This window comes from Salinactinospora qingdaonensis (genome assembly GCF_039539445.1).
Lineage (GTDB): Bacteria > Actinomycetota > Actinomycetes > Streptosporangiales > Streptosporangiaceae > Salinactinospora > Salinactinospora qingdaonensis.
This window is the reverse complement of record NZ_BAABDD010000010.1, coordinates 100,222-118,274: the sequence shown is the minus strand read 5'-3', so window position 1 is coordinate 118,274 and position 18,053 is coordinate 100,222. Positions and strand designations below refer to the sequence as shown.

The 18,053-nt window shown below is 69.1% G+C and carries 15 protein-coding genes; 8 read left to right on the top strand and 7 right to left on the bottom strand.

The window, feature by feature from the left end:
- The first annotated feature begins 36 nt into the window (after positions 1-36).
- From ABD848_RS12930 to ABD848_RS12905, 6 genes are all read left to right on the top strand, one after another.
- A complete protein-coding gene (locus ABD848_RS12930; protein ID WP_344971415.1) occupies positions 37-471 on the top strand; it encodes a DUF3515 domain-containing protein in 435 nt (144 codons plus the stop codon).
- A gap of 585 nt (positions 472-1,056) precedes the next feature.
- A complete protein-coding gene (locus tag ABD848_RS12925) occupies positions 1,057-2,514 on the top strand; it encodes a cytochrome ubiquinol oxidase subunit I (RefSeq protein WP_344971413.1) in 1,458 nt (485 codons plus the stop codon).
- A 12-nt stretch (positions 2,515-2,526) separates the two neighbouring features.
- Positions 2,527-3,573: a cytochrome d ubiquinol oxidase subunit II gene (cydB, locus tag ABD848_RS12920; RefSeq protein ID WP_344971411.1), complete on the top strand. Its 1,047-nt coding sequence runs from the start codon at positions 2,527-2,529 to the stop codon at positions 3,571-3,573.
- A 38-nt stretch (positions 3,574-3,611) separates the two neighbouring features.
- Positions 3,612-5,417: a thiol reductant ABC exporter subunit CydD gene (gene cydD / locus ABD848_RS12915; protein ID WP_344971409.1), complete on the top strand. Its 1,806-nt coding sequence runs from the start codon at positions 3,612-3,614 to the stop codon at positions 5,415-5,417.
- A 104-nt stretch (positions 5,418-5,521) separates the two neighbouring features.
- Positions 5,522-7,249: a thiol reductant ABC exporter subunit CydC gene (gene cydC, locus ABD848_RS12910; protein WP_344971545.1), complete on the top strand. Its 1,728-nt coding sequence runs from the start codon at positions 5,522-5,524 to the stop codon at positions 7,247-7,249.
- A gap of 308 nt (positions 7,250-7,557) precedes the next feature.
- Positions 7,558-8,352, top strand: a complete 795-nt coding sequence (locus ABD848_RS12905) for an EI24 domain-containing protein (protein ID WP_344971407.1) — start codon at positions 7,558-7,560, stop codon at positions 8,350-8,352.
- Between the two features lie 206 nt (positions 8,353-8,558).
- Here ABD848_RS12905 and ABD848_RS12900 read toward each other — a convergent pair whose 3' ends face one another.
- The 3 genes from ABD848_RS12900 to ABD848_RS12890 form a co-directional block, all read right to left on the bottom strand.
- Entirely contained in the window at positions 8,559-9,683 is a 1,125-nt protein-coding gene (locus ABD848_RS12900; protein ID WP_344971403.1) for a D-alanine--D-alanine ligase family protein, read from the bottom strand.
- Between the two features lie 124 nt (positions 9,684-9,807).
- The gene (locus tag ABD848_RS12895) at positions 9,808-10,848 is read right to left on the bottom strand and encodes an NAD(P)H-dependent glycerol-3-phosphate dehydrogenase (protein ID WP_344971400.1); all 1,041 of its coding nucleotides are present in this window, start codon (positions 10,846-10,848) and stop codon (positions 9,808-9,810) included.
- A gap of 33 nt (positions 10,849-10,881) precedes the next feature.
- Positions 10,882-11,655 (bottom strand): lysophospholipid acyltransferase family protein, encoded by a 774-nt coding sequence (locus ABD848_RS12890; protein WP_344971398.1) that lies wholly within the window; start codon positions 11,653-11,655, stop codon positions 10,882-10,884.
- 171 nt (positions 11,656-11,826) lie between these two features.
- Between ABD848_RS12890 and cofC the strand changes: the two genes are divergently transcribed.
- Positions 11,827-12,468 (top strand): 2-phospho-L-lactate guanylyltransferase, encoded by a 642-nt coding sequence (cofC, locus tag ABD848_RS12885; RefSeq protein WP_344971395.1) that lies wholly within the window; start codon positions 11,827-11,829, stop codon positions 12,466-12,468.
- Between the two features lie 68 nt (positions 12,469-12,536).
- Here cofC and ABD848_RS12880 read toward each other — a convergent pair whose 3' ends face one another.
- The 3 genes from ABD848_RS12880 to leuC all read right to left on the bottom strand — a co-directional run bounded on the left by ABD848_RS12880 (position 12,537) and on the right by leuC (position 15,158).
- Complete coding sequence (locus tag ABD848_RS12880; protein WP_344971393.1) at positions 12,537-12,818, bottom strand: HU family DNA-binding protein; 282 nt, start codon at positions 12,816-12,818, stop codon at positions 12,537-12,539.
- Between the two features lie 314 nt (positions 12,819-13,132).
- Positions 13,133-13,723 carry a 3-isopropylmalate dehydratase small subunit gene (gene leuD, locus ABD848_RS12875; RefSeq protein ID WP_344971391.1) on the bottom strand — a complete coding sequence of 197 codons (591 nt, stop codon included), beginning with the start codon at positions 13,721-13,723 and terminating at the stop codon, positions 13,133-13,135.
- A gap of 37 nt (positions 13,724-13,760) precedes the next feature.
- Positions 13,761-15,158, bottom strand: a complete 1,398-nt coding sequence (gene leuC / locus ABD848_RS12870) for a 3-isopropylmalate dehydratase large subunit (RefSeq protein ID WP_344971388.1) — start codon at positions 15,156-15,158, stop codon at positions 13,761-13,763.
- A 277-nt stretch (positions 15,159-15,435) separates the two neighbouring features.
- Here leuC and ABD848_RS12865 point away from each other — a divergent pair, with 277 nt between their 5' ends.
- A complete protein-coding gene (locus ABD848_RS12865; RefSeq protein ID WP_425567531.1) occupies positions 15,436-16,134 on the top strand; it encodes an IclR family transcriptional regulator in 699 nt (232 codons plus the stop codon).
- 667 nt (positions 16,135-16,801) lie between these two features.
- Here the strand turns inward: ABD848_RS12865 and ABD848_RS12860 are convergent.
- Positions 16,802-17,941, bottom strand: coding sequence for a PQQ-dependent sugar dehydrogenase (locus ABD848_RS12860; RefSeq protein WP_344971384.1), 1,140 nt, complete (start codon positions 17,939-17,941; stop codon positions 16,802-16,804).
- Positions 17,942-18,053: the final 112 nt, after the last annotated feature.

The window sequence follows — 18,053 nt, the reverse complement described above, 5'->3', positions numbered from 1 at the left end:
TGCGAATTGCACAGGCGACACATCTGGCCTGGTGCAGTGCCGATTCTGCTAGCGCTGCTCGTCGGTTGTGCCCCCGACAGTGTGCAGGTTCCCTCCCCGAGCCCCGCTGAAGGAGCCTCAGGACTGTGCCGCTCGCTCGTGCAACAGCTTCCCGACTCGCTGCTGGGCAAGAACCGGGTCTCTGTCACCCCCGACTCTCCCCTGGTCGCCGCCTGGGGCTCGCCCACGATCGCGCTACGCTGCGGGGTTCCCCGCCCCGACGGGCTGGCCCCCGACTCCGAACTGCTCGCCGTCAACGACGTCGCGTGGCTTCCCGAGCCCCCTGAGCAGCCCACCACGTACACCTCGGTGGGACGGCAGGTGTACGTGGAGCTCCTGATACCGGCCTCCTACGAGCAGCCCGCCGAAGCCCTGGTGCGGGTCAGCGACCTCATCAAGGAGCACCTTCCGGCGAAGGAGAGCGGACTCTAACGGCCCGCACACCCGCTAGCAGCGGCGTTTCGGAGCGGCCGGACCTCGACGCAAGGCCCGTGCGCCCCGAAGCGGTGTTCGGGGCGCACGGGCCCAGAAAGGCACACGCCGGAAGGGCCGTCGACGGCAAGTAACCGCACTGCCTGCCGGAGCTGATGGTGAGAAAGGCGGAGGTAAGGCGAGGGCGGCTGCTGGAGGTGCTGTTGGTTGGGGTGGTGGGGGTGTCTCGGGGAGAGGAGATGTCCCGTCGGTGCTGTGCGCTAGAGCGCGGCCGGTGACGTGAGGCAGTAAAGGCAGCCGATGGGAGGCGGCCACCGGGTCGGTGCTGGGATACAGCGGCCGGGGTGGATGACGGGCAGCGGCGAAGGCACGCGAGGGGGCGGGCACCGAGCGGGCGCCCCCTGTCGCCACCCGGTCCTCGCTACTGCTCGTTGCCGCCGACACCCCCGCTGCCCCTGAACAGTGGCCCGTCTCACGCTGCGCCGCAGGGTTTTCGAGCCACATCCCATCGATCTACTACGCCTCGTAGAACTACAATTTGTAGTACTACTGGCCGTCGAGACTCGGACTCGCGGAAGGGCGGGTATGGACGCACTCGACTTGGCACGGTGGCAATTCGGGATCACCACCGTGTACCACTTTCTCTTTGTGCCGTTGACCATCGGACTGTCGGTGATCGTGGCCTGCCTGCAAACCGCCTGGCACCGTACCGGCAAGCACGAGTACCTCCAGGCCACGAAGTTTTTCGGCAAGCTGTTCCTGATCAACTTCGCGATGGGAGTGGTCACCGGCATCGTGCAGGAATTCCAGTTCGGGATGAACTGGAGTGAGTATTCGCGCTTCGTCGGCGACGTGTTCGGCGCGCCGTTGGCGATGGAAGCGCTCCTCGCCTTCTTCCTGGAGTCGACGTTCATCGGGCTGTGGATCTTCGGCTGGGACAAGCTGCCCCGGCGAGTCCACCTCGCCTGCATCTGGGCCGCGGCCGTGGGGACGAACCTGTCGGCCTACTTCATCCTGGCCGCTAACGCCTGGATGCGCCATCCCGTAGGCTTCACCGTGGATGAGGAGACCGGCCGGGCGCGCCTGACCGATATCTGGGCGGTGCTGAGCAACCCGCACGCCTGGTCGACCTACCTCCACGTAGTCGCTGCCGCCTTCATCGTCGCCGGACTCTTCGTCGTCGCCGTCAGCGCCTTCAAACTCATGCGTGCCCGGTTCCACGGCGACACCGGGACACCAGGCGAGGCCGTGCCCGCGGGCGAGCCGGGACTGTTCCGTGCCACCCTGCGCACTGGACTGGTGGTCACCGCCATCGCCGGTGTGCTGGTGTCGCTGTCTGGCCACCATCAGGCCCAACTCGCCCACGAGTACACGCCGATGAAGCTGGCCGCAGCCGAAGCCCTGTGGGAGAGCGAGGAAGGCGCCGGCTTCTCCCTGTTCGCGGTCGGCGACGTGGAGAACGGACGCAACCACATCAACGTCCAGATCCCCTACCTGTTGAGCTTCTTGGCGGGCAACGACCCGGGCACTGAGGTCGACGGCATCAACGACGTCCAGGGACAGTTGGAAGAGGAGTTCGGGCCGGGGGACTATGTCCCCAACGTGGCGGTCCTGTACTGGTCGTTCCGGCTCATGATGGGGCTGGGGCTGGCCGGCGTGGCGCTGTCGGTGCTGGGCCTGTGGGTGACCCGCCGCGGCCGGCTACCCGAGCGACGCTGGATGTACTGGGCGGCGGTCCTCGCCCTGCCAGCCGCTATGGCGGCCAACATCTTCGGCTGGATACTGACCGAGATGGGCCGCCAGCCGTGGGTCGTCGTCGGTGAACTGCTCACCGCCGCCGGCGTCTCCCCCAACGTCGACCTCGGCGAAGTCGCCCTGTCGTTGAGCGTCTTCACCTTCGTCTACGGCGTGCTCGCCGTCGTCGAAGCCGGTCTGCTGTGGCGCTTCGTCAAATCCGGCCCCAGCCACCTCGTGCCGCCCCGGGACAGCGAGAGCGACACCGAGGACGACAGCGACACCCGCGTGCCCGCCTTCGTCTACTAGGAGCCGTCCGCTATGGATCTCCCACTCATCTGGTTCATCGCCATCGCGGTCCTGTGGACCGGCTACTTCGTCCTCGAAGGGTTCGACTTCGGCGTCGGCACCCTGCTGCCCGTCCTCGGCAAAGACGACACCGACCGTCGCGTGATGATCAACGCGATCGGCCCGGTTTGGGACGGCAACGAGGTCTGGCTGATCACGGCGGTCGGCGCCATGTTCGCCGCGTTCCCCGCCTGGTACGCCTCGCTGCTCAGCGGCTTCTACCTTCCGATGCTGCTCATCTTGCTCGCGCTCATCGTGCGCGGCGTCGCCTTCGAGTACCGAGGCAAGGGCGACACCGACCGTTGGCGCGCCAACTGGGACCGAGCGATCTTTTGGGGCAGCGCGGTGCCCGCCCTGCTATGGGGCGTCATCTTCGCCAACATCGTCAGCGGCGTGGAGATGACCGCCGGCCACACCGTCACGTCGGGGCTGCTCGACTTGTTGACCCCCTACGCACTCCTGGGTGGGCTGACGACCCTGTCGCTGTTCACACTGCACGGCGCGGTGTTCCTCAGCCTGAAAACCGGCGGGACGGTGCGGGCGCGGGCTCGCAGCACGGTTCTGGCCACGGCGCTCGTTGCCGTGCCGGCCACGGTCGCCTTCTTGGTCTGGACCCAACTCGCCTACGGCAACCCGTGGACCCTGCCTTTGGTGGTCGTGGCCGTTGCCGCCCTGACCGGCGGCGTCGCCTTGGCTGGCCTGGGGCGGGAAGGCTGGTCGTTCACAGCGACAGCACTGACGATCGTCGCGGCCACGGTCGTGCTGTTCGGGTCGCTTTTCCCCGAAGTGCTGCCCGCGACCATCCCCGCCCACAGCCTGACCGTGGCCAACGCCGCCTCAGCCGACTACACCCTCACCGTGATGTCGTGGGTGGCCGTGGCCTTCCTGCCACTTGTGTGCGCCTATCAAGGGTGGAGCTACTGGGTGTTTCGCAGGCGCATCACCCGTAGCCACATCGTGGGCGCCTCCTCGGGCGGCCAGTCCACACCGCCCTCGGGTGCGGCGCGGGAAACGGTGTGACGGTAACCGCGGTCCCGCACGGAAAGGAGGGCCACCGGGTGCGCCCGCTCGATCCCCGGCTGGTGCGCACAGCGCGCGCGGTACGGCTGCACCTGGCCACAACCGCGGCCTGTGGCACGGCGGTCACGCTGTTGGTACTGGCCCAGGCGTGGCTGCTGTCCCACACGATCGCGGCCACGGCCCAGGGGCAGCGCCCAAGCGAACTGTCGTGGGCCATTGCCGCTGTCGCCGTAGTAGCTCTGGCGCGGGCGGCACTGTCTTACGGTGCCGAAGCCGCCGCGCTGCGCTCGGCTGCGCGCGCGAAGTCACAACTGCGCCGCGCCCTCATCGCCCGAGTAACGGGCTATCCCGTGGACTCGGAAACCGGTCCGGGGGACCACAGACCGGGGGCGGTCTGGTTGTCAGGGGAGACCGACCCCGCGGGGGCGGGGGCGCCACGCGCCGGCGAACTGGTCACGCTTGCCACACGTGGCCTGGACGCGCTGGATGATTACTTCGCCCGGTATCTTCCACAACTGGTGCTGGCGGTCCTCGTCCCCACTGCCGTGGTGATCGTCGTGGCTGGCGCCGATTGGCTGTCAGCCGCGGTGATCGCGGTGACGCTCCCGCTCATCCCGATCTTCATGGCGCTGGTGGGCTGGCATAGCCAGGCCCGCACCCAACGGCGCTGGCGCCTGCTCAACCGGCTGGGTGGGCACTTCCTGGACGTCGTGGAAGGGCTGCCCACGCTGGCGATCTTCCGCCGCGCCAAGGCTCAGGCGCGCATCATCGGCCGGATCACCGACGAGCACCGGCAGGCGACTATGGCAACGCTGCGCGTGGCGTTCCTGTCGGCGCTGGTCCTGGAGCTGCTGGCGACGCTGGCCGTGGCCGTGGTGGCAGTGGAGATCGGGCTGCGGCTGCTGTACGGGATGGTGGACTTCCAAACAGCGCTGCTCGTGCTGATCCTGGCTCCAGAGGCCTACCTGCCCCTGCGCGAGGTGGGGGCGCGGTTCCACGCCAGCATGGAAGGTGTGGCAGCCGCCGACCAGGTGTTCGACGTCTTGGAGCGGCGCTCGGAGCGTGAACACTCCGCCCCTGGCCAGGAGTCCGCTGTGCCGGGAACGTCCGCGGCTGCGGCGCTGGCGGCGGTGGGTGGTGCCGCTGGCTGGCGCGGCGCGCCACGACTGCGCTTCGACGGCGTCGACCTCACCTATCCGGGCAGCGCCACTGCGGCGCTACGCGGGGTCTGGCTGACCGTCGAGCCCGAACAGCGACTGCTGCTGACCGGCCCTAGCGGGTCAGGCAAGAGTTCGCTGCTGGCGCTGCTGTTGGGCTTTGTCACACCGACAGCGGGCACGATCCGGGTCGAGTGGCCCGGCGGGCGGAGTACACCGCTGGAGCAGGTGCCTATCGACGCCTGGCGCGCGTTGATCGCGTGGGTTCCCCAACATCCCTACCTTTTCGACGACACGGTGGCCGGCAACATCCGGCTCGGCGCTGCTGAGGCAAGCGCGGCGCAGGTGCGGCGAGCGGCCGAGGCGGCCGAAGCTCATGCGTTCATCTCCGCCCTGCCTGAGGGCTACGACACGCGGCTGGGGGAAGGGGGGACACGCTTGTCAGCGGGGCAGCGCCAGCGCATCGCCCTGGCTCGGGCGTTCCTGCGAGACGCGCCGATCGTGCTGCTGGACGAGCCCACCGCCCACCTTGACCCCGACAACGTCGCCGCCGTGCAACGGGCGGTACGCCGGCTGCTCACCGGCCGCACCGGCATCATCGTCGCTCACGACACCGGATGGTCCGACACAGTCGACGCCCGCGCCCGCATCGAGGCCGGCCGCCTCCTCACCGGAGCCGCGCTATGAAGTCCGCACCGCCCGTTGACCACCCGGGCACAGCCGGTGGTGCCACGCCGGCGTCGGGGAGCGCCCCGTGGAGCCGGCGCGTCACCGGGCACCCGCTGTGGCGCATGATCGCCTTGGCACGGCCACGCGGCGCACGCTTCGCGCTGGGGGTCGGCCTCGGCGCGGTCGCGGCGGGGTCGAGTATCGCGCTGCTGGGCCTGGCGGCGTGGTTGATCGCGCGCGCCGCCGAGCATCCACCGGTGACAGCGGTGAGTGTGGCGGTCGTGGCCACGCGCGCGCTGGGCATCACCCGCGGCCTGAGCCGCTACCTGGAACGTCTCGTCACTCACGACGCCGCGTTTCGGACGCTGGCCGACGTGCGGGTGCGGGTCTACAGGCGGCTCGCCAGGATCGAGCCGATCCGGGCGTTTCGCTCGGGTGATCTGGTGTCGCGGCTGGTCAACGACACCGACGCGACGCAGGATCTGCTGATCCGGGGCGTGGCGCCGCCGCTGGTCGCGGTCGTGACCGGCGGGGCCGTCACGGGGGTGTGCGCGGCGATCCTGCTGCCGGGAGGGCTGGTGCTGGCCGCGGGCCTGCTGGCGGCCGGGTTGGGGGTGCCGCTGGCTGCCGCTGCGCTGAGCCGCGGCCCCGGCCGTCGGCAGGCGCAGGCGCGGGGAGCGTTGTCGACGGCCCTGGTCGACACGCTCTACGGTGCGCCCGATCTGCTCGCCTACGGTGCTATGGGACGTGCCGTGGCACGGGTGGCAGCGGCCGACCGGGAACTGACCGAGGTCGCACGGCGCGACGCGACCCTGCTCGGCTTCGGCGCAGGGGCGACCACGCTGGCCACAGGGCTGACGGTGTGGGCCACGCTGCTGTTGGGGGTGCACGCGGTCGCCGCGGGCGGGATCGGTCCTATCTGGCTGGCGGTCCTCGTGCTGACCGCGGTGGCGGCTTTCGAGATTGTCGCGCCGCTGCCGGCTGTGGCTGCCAGACTCGGCGCTATCAGCGCCGGGGGCGAGCGGTTGTTCGACGTGCTCGACGCCCCACCCATGGTCAGTGACCCCGAAACGGATCGAGCCGTGCCCGACGGGCCGGCGGCGCTGCGCGTGCGCGGTCTCCGGGTGCGCCATGGTCCCCAAGAGCCGTGGGCGCTGGACGGCGTGGATCTCGACGTGGCCCCGGGGGAAACCGTGGCGGTGCTCGGCCCCAGCGGTGCCGGCAAGAGCACGCTGGCGTCGGTGCTGCTGCGTTTCCGTGACCCCGAGGCGGGCACGGTGGAGCTGGGCACTCCCGAGACCGCGGCCCCCACTGAGATCACCGACTACCCTGCCGACGAGGTCCGTCGGGCGATCACCGGTGTGCCCCAGGACCCGCACGTGTTCGCCAGCACGCTTCGGGAGAACCTGCGCCTGGCCCGGCCCGAGGCCGGCGACGACGAACTGTGGGAGGTGTTGCGCCGTGTGCGGCTCGCCTCAGACGTCGCAGCGATGCCGCACGGGCTCGACAGTGACGTCGGTACGCACGGCGCTAAGCTGAGCGGCGGCATGCGCCACCGGCTGGCCGTGGCACGTGCCTTGTTGGCAGCGCCGCGGCTCCTGGTGCTCGACGAGCCGACCGCTCATCTCGATCCCGACACGCGCGACGCGGTCATGGCCGACCTGCACACGGCCGCCGCCGGCTATTCGACGCTGCTGATCACCCACGACCTGACGGGACTGGATCGGGTCGACACCATCTACGTCATCGTCGACGGGCGGGTCATTCAGCGCGGTAGCCACACCGAGCTGCTGGCGCGCGAGGGGTGGTACCGCGATGCTCACGCTGTGGCCGGCGGCCAGAGAGTGTAACCGCGCCAACCCTCGCAGCAGGGGGCGGGACGCGCGGCCCCGGCTCTGTTCTGGCTCGGTGGCCACCTCTGGTGGTGCGCCCCGGCCGCCCTCGGCCGCCGCCGTGCCGAGATGGAAAGCCTCCCGGTGCCCCTGCCGCCACCGATGGGGCCGCTGCGGTGTCGAGAGGCTGTCTTTGCTGACCGCCGAAGAGCAGCCCTCACGTCCGGGCCTGGATGCTGCCGTGAGACGAGAATGTCCCGCGGCAGCCGGATCGTGGCCTCCCCATCGACACTGCCGTCGGCGGCGACAACCGGTAGGGTCGCGTCGTGTTTACACCCGTGCGAGAACTCCTCATCGGCGTGGGCGTGCTGCTACGGGGCTTTGGCCTGATCGTGCGCCGTCCGAAGCTGTTCGTGCTGGGCGCCATCCCGCCCCTGATCACCTCGGTCCTCTTCCTGGCCGTCCTCGTCACGTTGCTGATGAACATCGAGGACATCGTCACCTGGATGACGCCCTTCGCTGCCGACTGGGACGAGATACTGCGCTCGGCGGTACGGGTAGCGGTGGGCATCGCGCTCGTGGCCGCGCTGGTGCTGCTGATGGTCGTGAGCTTCACCGGCGTGACTCTGGCGCTGGGCTTCCCGCTTTACGACAAGATCGCCGAAGACGTGGAAGACGAACTCGGTGACGCTCCGCCCAAGGTGGAGGAGCCGGTGGTGGCCTCGGCCGCGCGTGCGGTGCGCCAGTCGTTGACCCTCATCATGATCTCGGTACTGGTCACGATCCCGCTGTTCTTCTTGGGCTTCATACCGATGGTGGGCCAACTCGTGGTCCCGGTGATCTCGGCCGTGTTCGGCGGCTGGATACTGTGCATCGAACTGGTGGGCACCGCCTTCGACCGGCGTGGTCTGCGGATGTTGGCCGACCGGCGCCGTCACATGCAGCTCCACCGGTTTCGGGCCTTGGGGTTCGCGATACCGTGCTACCTGCTGCTGGCGATCCCCTTCGTGGCCGTGGTCGTATTCCCGGCCGCCACCGCCGGCGGGACCGTCCTGGCCCGCCAACTAGTGGACACCGCGAGCCGACAGGTGTCGCAGGGGCCGCCGCCGAGCCAGCTCTGAGGCCGAGGCCGGGGCGCGGCCGGTTCAGCCCCGGGGAGAAAGCCGGCGTCAGGGCTGCGCGCCTCCACTGGGTGCGACGCGAGAACGGCGTAGGCCCGGGCTCCACTCGGCGTCACCACGACCGTGGCCACCTCCACGGCGCCCGCACCGGTCGGCTATACGCCCCCTGGGAAGCCGACCCTGGCGGGCGCGTGGGGCACCGGCGGCTAGCGCAGCCCGGTGCCACGCTCCAACGCGGTCCGGATCAGGCGGTCGACGAGCGCAGCGTAGTCCAGGCCGGTGGCGGCCCACATCTGCGGAAACGCCGAGGAAGGGGTGAACCCCGGTAGGGTGTTGATCTCGTTGACGTAGATCTCGCCGTCGTCGCCGTAGAAGAAGTCGACACGGGCCAGGCCCTCGCAGCCCACCGCGTCGAACGCCTCCCCCGCCAGTCGGCGGAGCTCGTCGACCGTGTCGGCGGGCAGCGGAGCCGGGATGGTGAGGCTGCTCGTGGACAGGTACTTGGCGTGGAAGTCGTAGAAGTCGAACCCGTCGGCGACGTGGATTTCGGCCGGCAGCGACACCTCTGGGGTGCCACCGTCGAGCGACTCCAGCACGCCACACTCGATCTCGCGTCCGGCGATCCCGGCCTCCACGATGACCTTGGGATCGTGCTCGCGGGCTGTCTCGATGGCGGCGGAGACGGCCTCGGCGTCTCCGGGGTCGTCGACTTTGGTGATGCCGATGCTGGAGCCGGCGCGGGCGGGTTTGACGAACACAGCGGCGCCCAGGTCGGCGATGTCGTCGAGGACACGCTTGCGTTCGCGTCTCCAGGCGCGGTCGGTGACGGCCACATAGGGGCCGACCTTGATGCCCTGCCCGGCCAGCAGGACCTTCATGAAGACCTTGTCCATGGCGGCGGCGCTGGCGAAGACCCCGGCCCCGGCGTAGCGGGCCCCCATCATCTCGAACAGCCCCTGGATAGTGCCGTCCTCTCCGAAGGGGCCGTGCAGCAGCGGCAGGATGACGTCGACCTGTCCCAGGGTCTCGGGGATGTCGTTGTCGCGCAGAATGAGCAGATCGGAGCCGGCAGCAAACGGCAGCGCCAACGCGGAGGTGTGAGCGGCGTCCTCGACCACCTCTGGCAGCGTGCCGTCGGTCAAGGCCAACTGTTGGGGATCGGCTGAGGCCAGCACCCAGGTTCCGGAACGGCCGATGCCGATGGGAACGACCTCGTAGCGTTCGGTGTCGATGACCGACATCACACTACCGGCGGTGACACACGAGATCTCGTGCTCGGAACTGCGCCCACCGAAAACGACGGCGACCCGGATCTTACGCTGCTCAGCCATGAGGGTGACCCTACCTGGCTCACAACGGGAGTCCGCAACGCATCACGCTGGCTGACGACAGCCTTTCTCCCAGTTTCGCGTTCGGCACCTCCGTCCCAGCCCCGCTGGGACGGCCTGCGCCAGCTCAGCGGGGGTGGGCGCCTTGGCTGGGCTCCCCCAAGCCGTAGCGTTCGGGTTTAGCGCTGCGCGACATGAACTGCAACAGTGCCTGGGCGGGGGGCAACTGGTGGTGCATCATGGCGACCACGGCCTCAGTGATGGGCATGTCCACCCCAGTGGCCCGCGCCAGCTCCAGCACCGACTGTGAGGATTTGACCCCCTCAGCGGTCTGGCGCGTCTCCCCGATGACCTCCTCCAGCTTCATCCCCGAGCCGAGACGCTCACCGAAGGTGCGGTTACGCGACAGCGGAGAGCTGCACGTGGCCACGAGGTCGCCCAGCCCGGCCAGGCCGGCCAGAGTGTGCTCATCGGCGCCCAAAGCGACGGCCAGCCGCACCGTCTCGGCCAGTCCCCGCGTGATCAGCGACGCCTTGGTGTTGTCGCCGAAGCCCATGCCGACCGCCACCCCCACCGCCAGGGCGATGACGTTCTTGACCGCGCCCCCCAGTTCGACGCCGACGACGTCGGTGTTGGTGTAGGGGCGGAAGTAGGGCGCCATGCAAATACTTTGCAGCCGCACGGCACTGCGCTCTTCGCTACAGGCGACCACGGCGGTGGCCGGCTGGCGCTGCGCGATCTCGCGCGCCAGGTTCGGCCCGGAGACGACGGCGACCCGTTCGCCGGGAATGGCCAACACCTCGCTGATAACCTCGCTCATGCGGCGGGAGGTGCCCAGCTCGATGCCTTTGATCAGGCTGACGACGACGGCGGAGCGCGGGATGTGGGCACGCCACAGGTCGAGGTTGGCGCGCAGCGTCTGCGAGGGGACGGCCAAAACGACGAAGTCGGCGCCGCTGAGGGCACGCTCGACGTCGGTGGTGGCCGAGAGGTTGGCGTTGAGCTCGATCCCCGGGAAGTAGTCGGGGTTGAGGTGGCGCTGGTTGATCTCGTCGACCACCTCGGCGCGCCGGCCCCAGAGGACGGTGTCAGCCACGCCGGCGTCAGCGACGACGTTGGCGAACGCGGTCCCCCATGAGCCGCTCCCCAGGACCGCCACCTTGGTCATGTCGCTCCCCTCGTGTTGTGCCGGGCCGGCGCTTTAGTTGCGCTGGCTGCCGGCGTCGTCGCCCGCGGGGGGCTCCTGGGACGTTATCCGGTCGTGGCGCTCCCGCTTGGGATCGTAGATCTGGGCGGGTGGCTCCTCGCCGCGCAACTGCGCCTGAATGTCGGTGATGGCACGCATGATGGCAGATGTGGCTTCGCGCAGTGTCGTGGCGGTCAGCGGCTGGTCGCGGTAAGCCGACAGATCCACCGGCGGCCCGGCACTGACCTGCACCTTCTTTGGCGGGAACAGGCGCAGCTTTTTGGTGCCGTAGGCCAGGAGGTGCTGCTCGCCCCAGTGGGCGACCGGGATGACGGGCACCCCGGTGGTCAGCGCCAAGCGCGCCACTCCGGTTTTGGCGGCCATGGGCCACAGGTTGGGGTCGCGCGTGCAGGTGCCCTCCGGGTAGAAGATGACGGCCGCACCGTCTTCGGTGAGTGCCCGCTCGGCCTCGCGCAGCGCCCTGACGGCATCGGTGCTGCCCCGTTTCACCGGGATCTGGCCCAGCGCCCGTGTGATAGCCCCCACGATCGGGATGCGAAAGACCCCTTCCTTAGCGGTGAAGGTGGGCCAGCGCCGGCCGCCGACGTAGAGGAAGTGGGACACGGTCAGCGGGTCGGCCATCGAGAGGTGATTGGCTGCGATGATGACCCCGCCCTCGCGGGGCACGTTGTCCTTCCCGCGCCAATCGCGCCTGGTGACAGCCGCCAGGATCGGCCGGACGAGGGCGACCACGATCGCCTTCACCCAAGGGGACTCCCGGCGTTTCATCGCGCTCTCCTTAGTACTCGTGGGGCGGGCTGGTCAACCGGCCCGAGGGTCGCGTGGCCGCTCCAGTGTAGGCAGTTCACCAACCGGCGGCGCGGCGACGACGTGGGAACCTAAGCTCAGTATGGGACCAGCTGTGTGCTTCGTGTCGATTCGGGGGTAACAGTGACCGTAGTGCAACAGGAGCCGCGTTGGTCACTGGTAGTCCCGGTCAAACGTCTGGCGGCGGCGAAGTCACGGCTGGCCGCGTTTACCGGCCCGCACCGTGGCGAGCTGGCGCTGGCCGTGGCAACAGACACGGTGACGGCCGCTGCCGCCTGTCCCGTGGTGACCGAGATCGTCATCGTCGCCGAGAGTCACGCCGATCTTGACGCCCTGCGTGATATCGGGAGGGTGCACGTGGTCACCGACGAGCCCGCCGCAGGGTTGAACCCCGCGTTGCGTCATGGCGCGGCGGTGGCCGGCGCGCGCACCCCCGGAACGTGGGTGTGCGCCCTATCGGCGGATCTACCCGCGCTGCGGCCGGCGGAACTCCACCGAGTTCTGGCAGCGGCCGAGCGGCACGACCACGCTTTCCTGGCCGACACCGCCGGCACGGGCACGACCGCCTACACCGCTCGCCCAGGGACCGGGTTCACTCCGGCCTTTGAAGGCCCGTCGCGGCGTCGACACCGCGAGAGCGGTGCGAGCGAACTCACTCTGGCAGACGTGGCCTCAGTGCGGCGCGACGTCGACACTCCCGCGGATCTGCGCGAGGCGATCGCCCTCGGGGTGGGACCGCATACCGCCAAGATCGTGGCCCGCTTGGGGCTGTGAGCGACCGGTGTCGCGACACACCATTGCCCGGGTCCCGTGAGACCCGGGCAATGGTGTGTCGTGGTGCGCTAACTCCTCTCGCCGTTCACGAGAGCTTTGAAATCGGCGCCGGCACGGAACTTCGGAACGAAGGTGGCCGGGACTTCAATCGGTGCTCCCGTAGCGGGGTTGCGAGCGGTGCGAGGCGCACGCTCGGACTTCTCGAAGACTCCGAACCCGGTAATCGCCACTTTGTCGCCTTGGGCGACCGTGTGCTGGATGGTTTCCAGGATGGCGTTGACCGCTTCGGTAGCGGTCTTTTTGTCCCCCAACCGGGTGGAGATCGCGTCAATCAAGTCACGCTTGTTCATTGGTTCCTCCGGTTCCCCCTTGCTCGCTCGAAATTAGGGGACGGGAGGCCCAGGACACAAATACAAACGCCTGGGAAACCAGCGTGTCGAGGCGATATCGCCCTGCTCAGCGGCCTTCCGGAGGGGGTGAGGGCGGCATCGGCGTCTAACGGGGGAAACAAAGCCCGCCCTTTTTGCTCTGTTTGTAACTTTCAAAAAGCCACGAATTATCGAAATTCGGACAGTCGGGTAACCCCCATCGGCACGGCGACGCACGCACTGTGATCGCCGTGCCAAATCCAGGTAAAATTCCGCGCCATGCGGGTATCACGGCCCTACTGGGTGACCGGAAGCCAGGGCTTGCGCCGCCCTTCGTGATCAGAAATGTGCTCGGCGTGACGCAGCGTCAAGGCGATGTCGTCCAAGCCCTCCATCAGCCGCCAGCGGGTGTAGTCGTCGAGTTCAAACGCCTCGACGATGCCGGGGGCCCGCACCTGGCGCTCCACCAGGTCCACGGTGACCTCCGTCCTGGGATCGGCCTCAACGAGCTCCCACAGTTGCTCGATGGTCGACTGCTCCAGCACCACCGTCAGCAGCCCGCCCTTGAGCGAGTTACCGCGGAAGATGTCGGCGAAGCGCGGTGCCAGCACCGCCTTGAAACCGTAGTCGCGCAGCGCCCACACGGCGTGCTCGCGGGAGGAGCCGGTGCCGAAGTCCGGCCCGGCGATGAGGATGGTGCCCCCGGAGAACTCGGGCTTGTTCAGCACGAAGTCGGGGTCGTTGGCCCGCCAAGCCGCGAAGAGTCCGTCCTCGAAGCCGGTACGGCTGACCCGCTTGAGGTAGACGGCGGGGATGATCTGGTCGGTGTCCACATTGCTGTAGCGCAGCGGCACGGCATGCCCGGTGTGAACGGTGAACTTCTCCATGTCGGTTCTTCCTAACCTAGCTAGCTACGCTGCGGGCCTACAGGTCGGTGGGCGAGGAGAGCGTGCCCCGGACAGCGGTAGCGGCGGCGACCAGCGGCGAGACGAGATGGGTGCGCCCGCCCTTGCCCTGGCGCCCCTCGAAGTTGCGGTTGGAGGTGGAAGCGCTGCGCTCGCCCGGCTGCAACTGGTCAGGGTTCATGCCCAGGCACATCGAGCAGCCGGCCTCGCGCCACTCGGCCCCGGCCTCGATGAAGATCTGGTCCAGCCCTTCAGCGGTGGCTTGCTCCTTGACACGCATGGAGCCGGGCACCACCAGCATCCGCACGCCGTCAGCGACCTTGCGTCCGCGGATGACCTCGGCGGCGGCGCGCAAGTCCTCGATGCGCCCGTTGGTGCACGAGCCCAGGAACACGGTGTCAACACCGATCTCGCGCATCGGAGTGCCGGGACGCAGGTCCATGTAGGCCAACGCCTTCTCCGCGGCAGCGCGCTCGCTGGGGTCGTCGAAGTCCTCGGGTGCGGGGACCGCCGAGGCGAGAGGGACCCCCTGGCCGGGGTTGGTGCCCCACGTGACGAACGGGCTGAGCTGCTCGGCGTCGAGCACCACCTCCTTGTCGAAGACCGCATCGGCGTCGGTGCGCAGGTCGCGCCAGTGGGCGACAGCGGCCTCCCAGTCCTCCCCCACGGGAGCGTGCGGACGGCCCTTGATGTAGTCGAACGTGGTCTCGTCTGGGGCGATCATGCCGGCGCGCGCGCCCGCCTCGATCGACATGTTGCAGATGGTCATCCGGGACTCCATCGACAGCGACCGGATGGCCTCACCCCGGTATTCGATGACATAGCCCTGACCGCCACCAGTGCCGATCTCGGCGATAACGGCGAGGATGATGTCCTTGGACGTGACGCCGGCCGGCAGGGAGCCGTTGACGGTGACCGCCATCGTCTTGAACGGAGTCAGGGGCAGCGTCTGGGTCGCCAGTACGTGCTCGACCTGACTGGTGCCGATGCCGAACGCCAGCGCACCGAAGGCACCATGGGTACTGGTGTGGCTGTCGCCACACACGATGGTCATCCCAGGCTGGGTCAGCCCCAACTGCGGTCCCACCACGTGCACGATGCCCTGGTCGATGTCACCCATGGGGTGCAGCCGAATCCCGAAGTCAGACGCGTTCTTGCGCAGGGTTTCGATCTGGGTGCGCGAGACCGGGTCGGCAATGGGCAGCAGGATGTTCTCGGTGGGAACGTTGTGGTCTTCGGTGGCGATCGTGAGATCGGGACGGCGCACGGTGCGGTCTGCGAGCCGTAGCCCTTCAAACGCCTGCGGGCTAGTGACCTCGTGAACGAGGTGGAGGTCGATGTAGAGCAGGTCAGGCTCTCCCTCAGCACGTCGAACGACGTGTTCCTCCCAAACCTTCTCGGCCATGGTGTGAGCCATATGCGACGCCTCCTCGCGTCTTGAACAATGGTGAAGAGCGCTCTGGTGCAAGCGGTGCCGGCACGGTGGATCACCTCGTCGCTCGCCGCGGCGGGCCCATCGCTTGAGATCGGCTCCCACGCCGCGCGGCGGCGCCACGCTGTCAGCCGCGCCTCGCGGCGGCGGTGAGGTGGTCCATACAACCTCATGCCGACTTGCGTTCCAAATGGCGAGACGGCAGTATCAAGCCATGGACAACTCTAACCCATCCAGTGGCGTCGGTGTGCTGGATAAGACCATGTCCGTCCTGGACGCCCTCGAGGCCGGCCCCGCTTCGCTGGCCCGGCTCGTGCAGATCACCGGGCTGGCCCGGCCCACCGCACATCGGCTGGCCGTCGCACTGGAGCGCCACCGCATGGTCACGCGCGACAGTCAAGGCCGGTTCGTTTTGGGCCCCCGGCTGGGCGAGCTGTCCATCTCCACCGGCGAGGATCGGCTGCTGACGATCGCTCACCCCGTCCTGCTGCAACTGCGCGACCTGACCGGGGAGAGCGCCCAACTGTACCGGCGCCAGGGCAACGTCCGCGTCTGCGTGGCCGCGGCCGAACGCAGCAGTGGACTCCGCGACACGGTGCCCGTGGGCAGTGAGCTGCCCATGAACGCCGGCTCAGCCGCCCAAGTGCTCCTGGCGTGGGAAGATCCCGAACGGGTCCATCGCGTGCTGCGCGGGGCCCACTTCACCTCCTCGACTCTGGCGCAGGTGCGCCGCCGGCGCTGGGCGCAAAGCGTGGGCGAGCGCGAGCAGGGCGTGGCCTCAGTCTCGGCACCGATCGCAGGAGCCGGCGGCCGAGTGATCGCAGCCGTGTCCGTGTCGGGCCCCACCGACCGCCTCACCCGTTCCCCCGGACGGCTGCACGCCCAAGCGGTCACGGCGGCTGCCGAAAAGATCAGCGAGGCCATCCACGGCACGGAGCAGGCCACCGCCCTGCGGGGATAGCACGCGCGGCCCACCGGCCGCCCCAAGCCGCCGACTGTGGCACGCCCTCGCAGAGCAGAGGGCCGTTCAAGGCGGGGTGTGGCTTTGGCCTGAGGAGAGCAGGCGGGGTTTGCCGTCGCTCGTGCCTCGATCGCTGCGCGATCTCGACAGCCTGAGGTGGGCTGGGGCCGACGTGGGACGAACACCGCAATAGGCGGACTGGAGTCAAGGGGAGGCGGGTACCGCAACAGGCGGACTGAGGTGGATGCCGCGGCTCAACGCATTCCGGGGCGCCCTTTGCCACCCTCCCCGCGAAGACCGCCGCCACAGCAACATCGCGCGCGACAGCGAGGTTCTGGGGTGCGGCGCATCCCGCGGGAAGAGCGAGATCCTAGCGAGATTCTGGAGCGCGGCGGCACCGTGCGTCGAAGTGGCCTCACCTCACCCCGGTGGTCCTCCGCGTCGTTTCCGCTGGTTCCCAGCCCCACGGCGCCCCCTTGAAGCTGTCGAGATCGCGCAGCGATCGAGGCACGAGCGAACAGCACCCTCTCCACCCCCGGAAAAGAGCCAGCCCCCACCTGCGGCCCACCCGCCAAGACCGCCAAGCCCCCGCGACGCGCAACACACGAGCCAACACCACCCCCGCTCGCCCCCAGAGAAGCGCCCCCAACCGTCCGAAAAACAGAACCTAACCGGTGGGGGCGACGCTGAGGAGCCGATCGTCGCCTTGTGCGGGAGAGCCACGGCCGTCGCGGTTGCTCGTGCTTACCCATAGGGTGTCTTGCCCAGGCACGGCGGCAACGGCCCGCAGCCGGCCGTAGTCGCCGACGAAGAGCGCCTCCGGTGTGCCCAGCACAGCGTCGGCACGGCCGGTCAGCGGTATCCGCCACAGGCGCTCGCCGCGCAGCGAGGCCACCCACAGCGCCTCGGCGGTGATCGCCGCACCGCTGGGCGAGGCTTCCGCCGGGCGCCACGTGAGGAGTGGATCGACGTACTCTTGGCGCCGCCCCATCCCTTCGACCTCGGGCCAGCCGTAGTTGTTGCCCGGCTCGATGAGGTTGACCTCGTCATAGGTGTTCTGGCCGAACTCGGTGGCGAACATGGTGCCGTCCTGGCTCCACGCCAACCCCTGCACGTTGCGGTGGCCATAGCTGTAGACGAGGTTGTCGAACGGGTTGCCCGCCGCGGGCTCCCCCTCGGGGGTCATCCGCAAGATCTTGCCCGCCAGGGAGTCGGTGTCCTGCGAGCGCGCTCCGCTGCCGGCGTCGCCGGTTGCAGCGTAGAGCATGCCGTCGGGGCCAAAGGCGATCCGCCCGCCGTTGTGGATCGAGGACGCGGGGATGCCGTCGACGATCACCTCCGGCTCGCCGAGCCCGGTGGCCGGGGCGTAGCTCATCCGCACGATCCGGTTGCCGGAGTCGGCGGTGAGGTAGGCGTAGAGCAACGAGTCGCGGGCGAAGTCCGGCGACACCGCGATCCCCAGCAGTCCCCCTTCTCCGCCCGGCTCGGCGGCCTCGATCGTGCCGACCTCCTCGACGGCGCCGCCGGGGGCCACCCGCACGACGCGCGTGGAATCGCGCTCGCTCACCAGGGCCTCGCCGCTGGGCAGGAAAGCGACTCCCCACGGCACCTCCAAGCCGGTGGCCACGTCGGCGACCGCCGGGGCAGCCGTCTCGGCGGTGTCCCCGGTCGGGGCGGAGGGCGTGGTCGGCCGTCCCGGCTCAGTAGTGGGATCGGCTTGTTCCGGCGCGCCGGAACAAGCCGAGACGAGCAAAGCGAGGGCCGTCGCTACGGCAGCGAGGGCGGGAATGGGTGCAGGGCGTCTCATGGTGGAGCTCCCGGGTCCCGGTCGAGGTGACCGTCGCGTGCGCCTCTTGGTGGGACAACGTGTGCGCGCTCGGCGCCGGTTCCGCCATGGGGCTGGGACGGTGTGGCCGCCG